Here is an 11765-nt window from a genome sequence, read left to right as displayed (position 1 = left end):
CGCTGCCGGCGCGGGTCACGCCAGCAGTCGCGCCCAGCCCTCGAATCCTTCGATGCGCGACAGCACCAGCTTCACGCAGACGATCAGCGGCACCGCCAGCAGCAAGCCGACGATACCCCACATCCAGCCGAACAGCATCAGCGCGAGGATCAGCATCAAGGGCGAGATCGCCATGCGGCGACCGAGCACGATCGGGGTCACGAACTGGCCTTCGATGGTGTGCAGCAGCAGGTACACCGCCGCCGGAATCACCGGGGCCCAGGCCGCGTTCGGCCAGGTGCCTTCATAGCTGACGAAGCCCATCAGCAGCATCAGCAACACGCCGATCAGCGGGCCGACGTACGGCGCGAAGTTCAGCAGCGCGACCACGGTGCCCCACAGCAGCGCGTCCTGCAGCGGCAGGCCCATCCAGAACACCACGCCGGCGAAGACCGCGCCGAGCAGGGTATTGATGATCGAGATCGTCAGGACGTAGCGCGAGATCTCGTGTTCGATGGACTGCATGATGTCCACGGTGAGCTTGCGGCGCTGGCGGTCGGGCAGCATCGCGATCGCGTTGCGCTGCAGGTTTTCGCCATAGACCATGAAGAAGAACGTCAGCAGCACCACGGCCAGCACCGAGGCCAGCATCATCGGCGTGGCGACGATCGTGCGCCATGAACTGTTGTCCTGGATCTGCACCAGCTGCACACGCCGCTGCGGGCGATCTTCGGTCGCGCGCGCGAAGGACTCGGCGGCCTGGCTGGCCTGGTGCACCGGCTGGGTCATCGCCTTGAGGCGCGGCGCCAGGGTGCGCAGGGTCTTCGGCGCCTCCTGCACCCATTCGCTGGCCGGGCCGTAGAGTTGCAGGCCCAGCGCACCCGCGCCGGCGATGCCCAGGCTCAGCACCAGCAGCGCGCCCACCATCCGCGGAATCCACAGCCTGCGCAGGGCGCGCAGCACCGGGTTGCCCACCAGCGCGAAGAACATCGCCAGCAGGACCGGCAGGATCACCGCCTGCGCGGCCCACAGCGTGGCGAGGATCGCGAGCGTGGCGAGGACGACGAGCGCGGTCGAGGCGCGGGGTCGCAGCGCCACCGGCGTCGGCGTCGGCAGGGACGCGTCGTCTTCGGGCGGCGCGCTGGGTGTGGAATTCATGGGGACTCGATGGACCGGGCGCTCAGCGCCCGGATTCCGACAGTTCGGTTGCCGCTTCCGCGGGTCGCGGTTGTTCCGACAGCACCGGATCGGGCCGGCCGCGGTCCGTGCGCGGCGACGCGGCTGCGTCGTCGACGGCCGGCCCGTCTGCCGGTGCCGGTGCACCGCTGCGCTGCTGCTGTGACGCGCCGGCAGCGGTCTGTTGCACCTGCACCGCGGCGGCAGCGCCCGCGGCAGCGGCCGCCTGCGTCGCGCTGGCGCCGCCGGTCTTCGCGGCGACATTGTCGGCCGCCGCGTCGGCGGTCTGCGCAGCGTCGTCGGCCGTCTCGGCCGCCTTCTCCGCCGTCGCCGCCGCCACGGTCGCCTGCACCGAGGTCAGCAGGCCCGACAGGGCGCTGATCAGCTGGATGGACTTCGGCCCGCCCAGCTTGCCCAGACGGGTCAGCGCGCGACGCGGCTCCAGATGCCCGGTCGCGAATCCCATCACCAGACCGGCGATCAGGATGCGCGGCGGCGTCCAGGCGTCACGCCAGCTGGTGCGCAGGGCGCGGTAGCGGTCCGAGGTCTGCACCACGCGACCATCGACCAGCGTCTCGGCACGTTCGACGCGATTCTTGAGGCCTTCGAAATTCATGGCGTCTTCGCCTCGCCAGCGGTGCGTGCGGACGGGGACGTGTCGTCCTCGTCGTCGTCATCGCCGTGTCCGGCTTCCGAAAACATGCCCAGACGGGCCAGCTGGCGACGTGTGGCATGCATGCCCGCGTAGTCGAAGAACACCGACACGCGCCATGCGGCGATCGCGGTCACCACCAGGCTGATCAGCGTGGCGATCGAAATCGAGGCCAGCCACGACAGGCCCCACGATTGCAGGAACGCGATCGCCGCACCCATCGCCAGCAGCCAGGCGGATGCGCCGAACACCACCGACACCGCCGACCATGCCAGCGCACGCCCGAGGGCACTGCGCGACAAAGCCATGTCGGCCGCGACCAGCTTGCGCAGGGCGCGGCCGCTGTCGAGGCCGGAACTGAAGGTTTCGGTGGCCGCCGCACGGATGCGGCGGATGCTTTCGTCGAGGTGTGGCACTTCGCCGGGCGCACGGTCTGCGCTGCCGGCGGCTTCCTCGCGCGGGTCTTCCCCGGTCACGCGCTCGGTCACGAAACGCCGCGCTTACTTGCTGCGCGCGAGCTTGGCGATGATCCAGCCGGCGGCGAACGCGGTGCCGAATGCGGCGATCGGACGCTCGCGGATCAGGTCGGCGGCGCTCTCGACGAGATCGCGGCCCTTGTCCAGCAGCACGTCGTACTGTTCCTTCGCGGCGGTGCCGCCTTCTTCGAACGCAGCGACGCCGGCCATCGCGGAGTCGGCGAGATCGGACTTCACGGTCGCGCGGCCGAGCTTGAGCTCGTCGGCGGCCACGTTCGCGGCGTTCTTCACTGCAGCGCCGGCATCACGGGCGGCCTGGCTCAGGTGCGAACCTGCCTCGCCAAGATGGGTCTTCACCGCGTCGGTCGAAGTGGGGCTCATGGTCGTGCTCCTGTCGGTTGAACGGTGCCACGCACGCGGCGCGGCACAGGGGGGAAATCGGTCAGCGCATGATCAGGTCGTTGATGCGTCCACGGCGTGAAATGCGCAGCACCAGGTCGGACGGCCGGTCCGCCAGCGAGTCGCGGAAACCGGCCAGATCGCGGAATTGCCCGCTGTTCGCGGCGAGAATCAGATCGCCGTCGCGCAGGCCGCTCTGGAATGCGCGGCTGCCCGGCGCCACCGTCTCCACCAGCACGCCGCCGGCGCGCTGGTTCTGCCGACGCAGCGCCTCGGGCAGGTCGGCGAAGGTCGCGCCGGTGAGTCGCGCATCCACGCTCGCGCCATCGCGCGGCAACGCGGTCAGGCGCGTGTCCACCTTGAGCGTGCGCCCGTCGCGCACGACATCCAGCGTCACCGGCGTGTCGATCGCCTGCAGGCCCTGGAAGTTGCGCAGCGATTCGCTGTTGTCGATGCGTTCGCCGTTCGCCGCGACCACCACGTCACCGGCGCGCAGGCCGGCGCGCGCTGCCGGCGAGCCGCCGTAGACGCGCGTGACCACCGCGCCGCGCGCATCGGCCAGTCCCAGGCCCTGGGCGATGCGGGCATCCACCGTCTGCGTGTCGATGCCCAGCGTGCCGCGCTGCACGCTGCCGGTCGTCGCCAGCTGGGTCATCACGTTGCGGGCCAGGCCGATCGGAATCGCGAAGCCCAGGCCGATGTTGCCGGCCATGCTGCCCTGGGTGTTGAAGCTCGCGGTGTTGATGCCGACCAGCTGGCCGCGCAGGTTGACCAGCGCGCCGCCGGAGTTGCCCGGATTGATCGACGCATCGGTCTGGATGAAGTTCTGGAAGCCCACGCCCGGCACGTTGCTGCGGCCGACCGCCGAGATGATGCCCGACGTCACCGTCTGCCCGAAGCCGAACGGGTTGCCCACCGCCACGACGAAATCGCCGACCTGCAGGTTGGCGTCCTGTGCCAGCGGAATCGCGGTGAGGTTGTCGGCCTTGATGCGCATCAAGGCGACATCGGTGTCCATGTCCGAGCCGATGAATTCCGCTTCCACCGTGCGGCCGTCGGCCAGCGTCACCGACACGTCGTCCGCGCCTTCGATCACGTGGTGGTTGGTCAGCACGTAGCCCTGCTGCGCATCGACGATCACGCCCGAGCCCAGCGACTCGTTCATCCGCTCCTGGTCGAGTTCCGGAAACATGCGGCGGAAGAAGGGATCGTTGCCGAACGGACTCACCCGCACGCGCTGCTTGGCGTGCACCGACACCACCGACGGCGTCACCGTCTTGAGCATCGGCGCCAGCGACGGCAGCGGCGCGCCGTCGACCGCCGTCGGCAATGCGGCCATCGTCGGCACGGCGGCCACTGCGCCCGGCGTCGCGCCCGCGGGTTGCTGCACCACGTCGCGGATCGCGGTGGCGGCGAAGCCGCCGAACGCGGCGGCGCAGGTCAGGGCGAGGAGGGTGGTCTTGGCGCGCATGGAACGTCCCCTGTCGGCGGTGCGGCGTGCTCGACGCCAGCTTGGATGTGGTTCGACGGGCGACCCTAACGGCTGCCGTCGAGGCGTGCCAGTGTGCGACGCCGCATTTGAATCGGTGTTGAAAGTCGCATTCATCGGCAGGCCGCCGCGCGGCGTCCATGCGCGGGCCACGGAATCGCCGGAGACGCGGAATTCCGGTTGACACCGGTCCGAGTCCGGGCGTAGCGTGGACCCCCGTTGCCGCCACTACATCTTGGGTGTCGGTTCTGGAAATGCCCAACACATGGGGCTTTCAACGGTCAGCGACACTTCGCAGCAAAGGGGATGCACGCGATGGGTTCGAACGTCATGGAGCAGACGGCCCCAGGCCGCATCCGGCGATGTGCGCGCACGTCCAGCAGTCTCTTGAACACAGCACCGATCGGCGGCGCCTGATGCGCGGCCGGTTCGCGCGTGTCCGCATCACGCACATCACAGGCGACCGGTCCACGCCGGCGCGATTCCAGGAGCGCACAGCAGCATGAGTACGGTTCGCCTCGCGGCGGTGAAGTCCGATCCCGGTCGGGAGATTCCGATGCAGCCCGCGTCGGACGACATCTGGGACAAGAAGTACCGCCTCAAGACCAAGCAGGGCGTGGCCGTGGATGCCGACATCGACGGCACCTATCAGCGCGTCGCGAAGGCGCTGGCCGAGGCCGAGACCACGGTGGAGAAGCAGCGCCACTGGCACGAGCGTTTCCTGTGGGCGCTGCGCCGCGGTGCGATTCCCGCCGGCCGCATCACGTCCAACGCCGGCGCGCTGGAGCACAAGCCCGCGACCAGCACGATCAACTGCACCGTGTCGGGCACCATCGTCGATTCGATGGACGGCATCCTCGAGAAGGTCCACGAGGCCGGCCTCACCCTGAAGGCCGGCTGCGGCATCGGCTACGAGTTCTCCACGCTGCGGCCCAAGGGCGCGTTCGTCGCCGGCGCCGGCGCGTACACCTCCGGCCCGATGTCCTTCATGGATATCTACGACAAGATGTGTTTCACCGTGTCGTCCGCCGGCGGTCGCCGCGGCGCGCAGATGGGCACCTTCGACGTCAGCCATCCCGACGTGCGCGACTTCATCCGCGCCAAGCGCGAAGACGGCCGCCTGCGCCAGTTCAATCTCTCGCTGCTGATCACCGACGGGTTCATGGACGCCGTCGACACCGACGCCGACTGGCCGCTGGTGTTTCCGATCAACGAGAAGGAAGCCGCCGATTTCGATCTGGCCGATGCCGAGCAGGTGATCTGGCGCGAATGGCCGCAGACCCGCAGCTACGTGACCCGCGACGACGGCCTCGTCGCCTGCAAGGTCTACGGCAAGGTCCGCGCGCGGCACCTGTGGGACATGATCATGGTCTCGACGTACGACTACGCCGAGCCGGGGTTCATCCTCATCGACCGCGTCAACGAGATGAACAACAACTGGTGGTGCGAAACCATCCGTGCGACCAATCCCTGCGGTGAGCAGCCGCTGCCGCCCTACGGCGCCTGCCTGCTGGGCTCGGTCAACCTCACCAAGTTCGTGCGCGAACCCTTCACCGAGCGCGCGCGTTTCGACTGGGAGGAATACAAGGAAGTCGTGCGCGTGTTCACCCGCATGCTCGACAACGTGGTCGAGGTCAACGGCCTGCCGTTGCAGAAGCAGCGCGACGAGATCATGCGCAAGCGTCGCCACGGCATGGGCTTCCTCGGCCTCGGCAGCACCATGACCATGCTGCAGATGAAGTACGGCGAGGCGGACTCCTGCGAGTTCACCGAGCGCATCGCGCGCGAGATGGCCGTCGCGGGCTGGGAAACGGGTCTGACGCTCGCCCAGGAAAAGGGCGCCGCGCCGATCATGGAAGAGCGCTTCACCGTTACCGCCGCAATGCTGCGCAAGCGCCCGGAAATGGCCGTCGACGGCTGGAAGCTCGGCCAGGAGATTCCCGGCCGCGTACTGCATGCCAAGTACTCGCGCTACATGCAGAAGATCGCCGAGGTGGCGCCCGATCTCGTCGACCAGATCGCCGAGGCCGGCGCGCGCTTCACCCACCACAGCTCGATCGCGCCCACCGGCACCATCTCGCTGTCGCTGGCCAACAACGCCTCCAACGGCATCGAACCGTCGTTCGCGCACCACTACAGCCGCAACGTGATCCGCGAAGGCAAGAAGTCCAAGGAGAAGGTGGACGTCTTCTCGTTCGAGCTGCTGGCGTACCGCGAGCTCATCAATCCCAAGGCCATGCCGTACTCGGACGATGCCGACGCGCAGCTGCCGGATTACTTCATCGCCGCCGACGACATCACGCCCAAGGCGCATGTCGACGTGCAGGCCGCCGCGCAGAAGTGGGTGGACAGCTCGATTTCCAAGACCGCGAACGTCCCGACGGATTACCCGTACGAGGACTTCAAGGACATCTACCGCTACGCGCACCAGCAGGGCCTCAAGGGCTGCACCACGTTCCGCTTCAACCCCGCCGCGTTCCAGGGCGTGCTGGTGAAGGAAGCGGATCTCGCCAACACGACGTACCGCTTCGAACTCGAAGGCGGCGAAGTGCTGGAGGTCGCTGGCAACGAGCAGATCGAATACGACGGCGAAATGCACACCGCCGCCAATCTGTTCGACGCGCTGAAGGAAGGCTATTACGGCAAGTTCTGACGCGACCGCCTCGCGCCGGCCGCAATGCCGGCGCGCGCAGGGCGCAGCACGTCGATGTCGCACCACCGCCACACCCGCAATTGCTGCTCCCCTGCGCACCGGCTTCGCGCTACATTTCCGCCGCGGACAACGTGCTCCGTAAAGATCACTGACGAGGACACCCAGAATGAGTAACGGAAACGGGGTTGCAGACACCCTGACGCACGCCGCCGAAGATGTCGCCGAGAAGGCGAAGGACATCGTCGCCGAGGTCAAGAAGCGCGCCAGCGCTGTCGCGAAATCCGCGAAGAAGAGCGCGCAGGATGCCGAAAAGACGGTCACCAAGCGCGTCACCAAGGTGCGCAAGGCCGCGACCAAGCGCGCCGAAACGGCGAGCAAGGCCGTCAGCAAGCGCGTGTCCGCGGTGAAGAAGAAGCTCGCTGCCGCCAAGACCGCCGCCTCGTCCGAGATCGCCGCGCTCAAGCGCAAGGGCGCCGGCAAGACCGCCGCGAAGAAGGCCACCAGGAAGACCGCCAAGAAGACGACGGCGAAGAAGGCCACCGCGAAGAAGGCCCCGGCCAGGAAGGCGGTCGCCAAGAAGTCGGTCGCCAAGAAGGCACCGGCGAAGAAGGCCGCCACGAAGTCGGCGACCCGCAAGACCGCCGCCAAGAAGGCCGCGACCACCCGCAAGGTCAACGCGACCAAGAAGACCGTCAAGAAAGCGGTGAAGAAGGTCGCCAAGAAGGCCGCCGCCAAGACCGCGACCGCCAAGCGCAGCGTCGCCGCCCGCAAGGGTGTCGCCAAGAAGACGGCCAAGACCGCCCAGCGTTCGGTCGCCGCCAAGAAGGGCGCCGCCAAGCGCGCGTCGAAGAAAGCCTGATCCATCTGCTTCAAGGCCGCTCTCTCGATGAGAGCGCGCGGTCGTTTTAAAGCCCCTCTCCCTCAGGGAGAGGGGTTGGGGTGAGGGAAGCACGACGTCCCAATCCCGAACCAGGCGCCACCCATCCTCCAGAACATCCGTCGCGACAGCTGCCCGTCGCCGCCGAACGCGTCCCAAGCCGTACCGCCAACCGCCCCACCCAGGACACCCGCCATGGCCGTCAAGATCGACCGCAAGATCACCGGATACGCCGTCGTCAAACCGGAAGACAAGGCCGTCGAAGCCTCGTCCGTGCCGCGCGAGACCGTCGAGGCGGAACTGCCCAAGGCCGATGTCATCCACATGCACGAGCGCATCGAGCGCCCGGACGTCCTGATCGGCAGCACCTACAAGATCAAGTCCCCGCTGGTCGAACACGCCATGTACGTGACGATCAACGACATCGTGCTCAACGCCGGTTCCGAGCACGAACAGCGCCGCCCGTTCGAGATCTTCATCAACTCCAAGTCGATGGACCACTTCCAGTGGATCGTCGCGCTGACGCGCATCATGTCCGCCGTGTTCCGCAAGGGCGGCGACGTGACGTTCCTGGTCGAGGAAATGCGCGCCGTATTCGACCCCAAGGGCGGCTACTTCAAGGCCGGTGGCGTGTACATGCCGTCGCTGGTCGCCGAGCTCGGCATGATCGTCGAGGACCATCTCAAGTCCATCGGCATGATGCACGACCCGGAAATGAGTGAGGCCCAGAAAGCCCTGATCGCCGAGAAGCGCAAGCAGATCGCCCAGCGCGAAGGCTCAAAAAAAAACAGTGACGTGAGCGGCGCGCCGCGCGCGCCCAGCAGTGCCGACGAGCACCACGAAGACATCGCAATCACCGGCGACGGCGCGAGCTTCCCGCCGTCCGCGACCATGTGCCACAAGTGCAGCACGAAGGCGCTGGTGCTGATGGATGGGTGCGCGACTTGTTTGAACTGTGGGTATTCGAAGTGTGGGTGAGATCGAGACCTTTGCTTTCACACGGCACGGGTCGCAGGTTCGAACCCTGCACCGCCCACCACACATAAAGCCCTGATTCGTCAGAGCTTTTTTGTTGTCTGTGCCGCACAGATCGTGTCAACAGACTTGACGGTAACAGCATCGTCACAGCAAAGCGTGTTTTCCGCTGCTAGGGCGCTGAATACTTTGCCAAAGCCTGCCCTGCCCACTGCGCATTGGAGGCGCTACCCTTCTATGAACGCCTAGGGGGGATGGACGATGCAACTCAAGTCATTTCGTGTCAGGAAGTTCCGGAACATTGTCGATTCCGGGGACGTTGCTGCTTCGGATTCGGTGACATGCCTTGTAGGCAAGAACGAAGCCGGAAAGTCGGGGCTGCTGGAAGCGCTCTATCTGTTGCGCCCTGCCTACCAGGACAAGCCAGATCATGAACAGCAGTATCCACGCTGGCTCTTAGCAAAAGATCGACGCGCCGGCGACCTTTCCGAAGTGGAGTTCATCGAAGCTAGGTTCGCACTTGATGAAAGTGAGATCGAAGAACTTGAACAGGAAGTCGGTGCAAAATCGTTTAACTACGAATCTTTGAAGGTCACGCGAAAGTACGATGGCGGCTTGCTTTGGTATATGGATGCCAAGAATGCTGCATCAATAGCCACTCATCTTCGTAGCAGCCTTTCTAAGGATGTGCAAAAAATTGTAGGTAAGCCATCTACGCTCAAGGAGCTTGGCGAAGCTATCAATTCCATTGACAAAAGCGAGCATGAAGATATTGATGCCGCTGAAATTGCACAAGCTAAAAAGTTGGTAACTGATCGCAACCTACTTAAAGCGAGTGCATTTGATCTTATTCACGCCGTCATTGGCAAATATCTCCCAACTTTCTTCCGTTTCACCGGATACAACACACTTCCGGGGCGAATTGATCTTCGGGAAGTGACTGCGGCAGAAGAAAAGCCCGGCAACAGCCCAATGCAGACTGCCCGCGCGTTGATCGCGCTCGCCGGAACGACAGCAGAACAGCTTAGTTCGGATGACTATGAGCAACGCCGCAGCGAAATGGAAGCGGTGTCGATTGACCTTACAAATCAAGTCTTCGACTACTGGAAACAGAATCCAGATTTAGAAGTAATCATTGACGTTGATAAAGAACAAATCCAGCAACATAACGGCGTGCGCATCGCAGCCAGATATCTTGATATCCGCCTTCGGGACAGAAGGACGGGCTACTCCAACAACTTCAGTCAGCGATCTTCAGGGTTCCAGTGGTTCTTCTCTTTCCTGGCAGCCTTCAGTGAGTTTGAAAGCGAGGACTCCACCATCGTGCTTCTTGATGAACCTGCCTTAGCATTGCACGGCCGGGCGCAGGCAGACTTCCTCCGTTTTATCAATGAGCGACTCGCTGTCGTGTCCCCGGTTATCTACACGACGCATTCGCCTTTCATGGTCGAAATGGGTCAACTTGATCGGGTAAGAATTGTTGAGGATCGTGGGCCTCCAACTGGTTCCGTGGTGTCGAAAGATGCATTGGCAAGCGACCCCGACAGCCTGTTCCCATTGCAAGCAGCATTAGGCTATGACATTGCACAAAGTCTTTTCATTGGCCCTAACAACTTGGTTGTTGAAGGAACTTCAGATTTCATTTACCTGACAATGATGAGTCAGGTTGCAAATCAGAAGAAAAAAACGGCGCTAAACTCACGCTGGCGAATTCTCCCTAGCGGCGGCGCAACTAACATCCCAACGTTTGTGAGCCTTGTTGGCCCGCACCTTGATATCACCGTCCTAGCCGACTCGGACACACAGGGAATGCAACGCGTCACGGGGATGATTGAAAAGAAGCTGATTACAGGCACAAGGCTGATTCTTGCAAACGCGGTAACGGGGCAAAAGAATGCCGACATAGAAGATTTGTTTTGTATTGAAGACTACTTAAGCCTTTACAACGACACGTTCAAAGCGAAGTTGAAGCCTGCCGACTTAGGGCCTGGCGACAGGGTCGTTAAGCGAATCGAAGCAAAAATCGGCAAGACTTACGATCACGGTGAAGTCGCTGAAACGCTTTTGAAGACTCATCAGGGACGGACTTTTAGCGATGAGACTGTTGACAACTTTTCCAAGCTAAATGAACTCGTTAACGCGACCATGAAGGTGTGACGGAGGAAGTCGAATGAATGATGCCGAATGGACTGACGTTAACGACCGCCTTCCAATGCACGCAACGTCGGTGTTAGTGAAAGTTCGCAATGGTGACGCGCAGTTAACGGTGCCAGGTTCACTTACGGGCTCAAGAGCTCACGGGGGCCGGCTGAACTAAGGGTGCCAGGTTCACTTATCGCTGAGGCAATTGACCTCTTGAAGCACAAGGAGGGCTTGAACGTTGCATGGATGATCGACCGCCCGCACTGAGCTTTGCTGCATTGGATGCGCGTATCGAAGTGATGCCCGATGGCCCGGCCTCGATCCTCAGGACTTCGCGCACCCTCTACTGGCTCAACATCCTCGGATCAATCGCGATCGTGTTTGGGCTGCAGAACTAACGGTGCCAGGTTCACTTATCGCTGCGGCAATTGATCGGCAAACGGTGTCAGGTTCACTTCCGCTGTCGGGAGCTTGCGTATGTGTCGAAGCCTGATGATGGCGCTTCTCGTTGTGTGGTTGGCTGCGTGTGCGGGTGGCCTCAAAGCCGAGCAGCATCCCCAGCGTAGCGTCAGCTGGATTTTGCAGCAGTACGAACGAGGCGATCCTGCAGCGCTCGAGCGCGTTCTCGACATGCTGGGAACCACAGCCAGCTATACCCCCCATGACATCGGGCCTTCGAGAGATCTCGAAGACGCGCGCATCTACAACATCGGCGGATTCGGTTCCGGCGACATGTGGTTCCGCCTCCAGGCTTCACCCTGCTATTCGCTCGAACAGGCTCGGCGTGTCCTGAAAAGTGGTCTGGCGCCTCGGAGTGAACGCTCGTATCGATACGAGAATTCGCGGTATGTGCTGTTTCTTCGCATGAGCACTGAGCATCCCGACTGTCTGCACCAAATCGACTTCCTGCCCGTCGCTCTTGCGAAGTAGTAGAGCGATAAACCCTG

The 11765-nt window shown here is 63.6% G+C and carries 10 protein-coding genes and 1 pseudogene; 5 read left to right on the top strand and 6 right to left on the bottom strand.

From position 1 onward, the window contains the following. Positions 1-15 precede the first annotated feature (15 nt). The 5 genes from CURTO8I2_RS08860 to CURTO8I2_RS08840 form a co-directional block, all read right to left on the bottom strand. Positions 16-1137: an AI-2E family transporter gene (locus tag CURTO8I2_RS08860; protein ID WP_159680458.1), complete on the bottom strand. Its 1122-nt coding sequence runs from the start codon at positions 1135-1137 to the stop codon at positions 16-18. A 22-nt stretch (positions 1138-1159) separates the two neighbouring features. Continuing rightward, a complete protein-coding gene (locus tag CURTO8I2_RS08855; protein ID WP_159680457.1) occupies positions 1160-1771 on the bottom strand; it encodes a hypothetical protein in 612 nt (203 codons plus the stop codon). Continuing rightward, positions 1768-2223: a phage holin family protein gene (locus CURTO8I2_RS08850; RefSeq protein WP_159681618.1), complete on the bottom strand. Its 456-nt coding sequence runs from the start codon at positions 2221-2223 to the stop codon at positions 1768-1770. The genes CURTO8I2_RS08855 and CURTO8I2_RS08850 overlap by 4 nt, the downstream gene beginning before the upstream one ends. 84 nt (positions 2224-2307) lie before the next feature. Further along, the gene (locus CURTO8I2_RS08845; protein WP_159680456.1) at positions 2308-2664 is read right to left on the bottom strand and encodes a hypothetical protein; all 357 of its coding nucleotides are present in this window, start codon (positions 2662-2664) and stop codon (positions 2308-2310) included. A gap of 61 nt (positions 2665-2725) precedes the next feature. Next, complete coding sequence (locus CURTO8I2_RS08840) at positions 2726-4153, bottom strand: Do family serine endopeptidase (protein ID WP_159680455.1); 1428 nt, start codon at positions 4151-4153, stop codon at positions 2726-2728. Positions 4154-4673: 520 nt separating this feature from the next. Between CURTO8I2_RS08840 and CURTO8I2_RS08835 the strand changes: the two genes are divergently transcribed. Further along, positions 4674-6824, top strand: coding sequence for an adenosylcobalamin-dependent ribonucleoside-diphosphate reductase (locus CURTO8I2_RS08835; protein ID WP_159680454.1), 2151 nt, complete (start codon positions 4674-4676; stop codon positions 6822-6824). Between the two features lie 480 nt (positions 6825-7304). Here the strand turns inward: CURTO8I2_RS08835 and CURTO8I2_RS15440 are convergent. Further along, a pseudogene (locus CURTO8I2_RS15440) lies at positions 7305-7571 on the bottom strand (hypothetical protein); the annotation flags it as partial. 325 nt (positions 7572-7896) lie between these two features. Between CURTO8I2_RS15440 and CURTO8I2_RS08825 the strand changes: the two are divergent. The 4 genes from CURTO8I2_RS08825 to CURTO8I2_RS08810 all read left to right on the top strand — a co-directional run bounded on the left by CURTO8I2_RS08825 (position 7897) and on the right by CURTO8I2_RS08810 (position 11748). Beyond that, the gene (locus tag CURTO8I2_RS08825; RefSeq protein ID WP_159680452.1) at positions 7897-8679 is read left to right on the top strand and encodes an NrdJb; all 783 of its coding nucleotides are present in this window, start codon (positions 7897-7899) and stop codon (positions 8677-8679) included. 258 nt (positions 8680-8937) lie between these two features. Beyond that, entirely contained in the window at positions 8938-10833 is a 1896-nt protein-coding gene (locus CURTO8I2_RS08820; RefSeq protein ID WP_159680451.1) for an AAA family ATPase, read from the top strand. A gap of 227 nt (positions 10834-11060) precedes the next feature. Beyond that, positions 11061-11216, top strand: a complete 156-nt coding sequence (locus tag CURTO8I2_RS08815) for a hypothetical protein (RefSeq protein WP_159680450.1) — start codon at positions 11061-11063, stop codon at positions 11214-11216. A gap of 97 nt (positions 11217-11313) precedes the next feature. Then, entirely contained in the window at positions 11314-11748 is a 435-nt protein-coding gene (locus CURTO8I2_RS08810) for a hypothetical protein (protein ID WP_159680448.1), read from the top strand. Positions 11749-11765 lie beyond the last annotated feature (17 nt).

Source organism: Luteimonas sp. 9C (assembly GCF_902506295.1).
Taxonomy (GTDB): Bacteria; Pseudomonadota; Gammaproteobacteria; order Xanthomonadales; family Xanthomonadaceae; genus Luteimonas.
The sequence above is the reverse complement of the archived record's forward strand: the minus strand, read 5'-3'. Positions and strand labels throughout refer to the sequence as shown.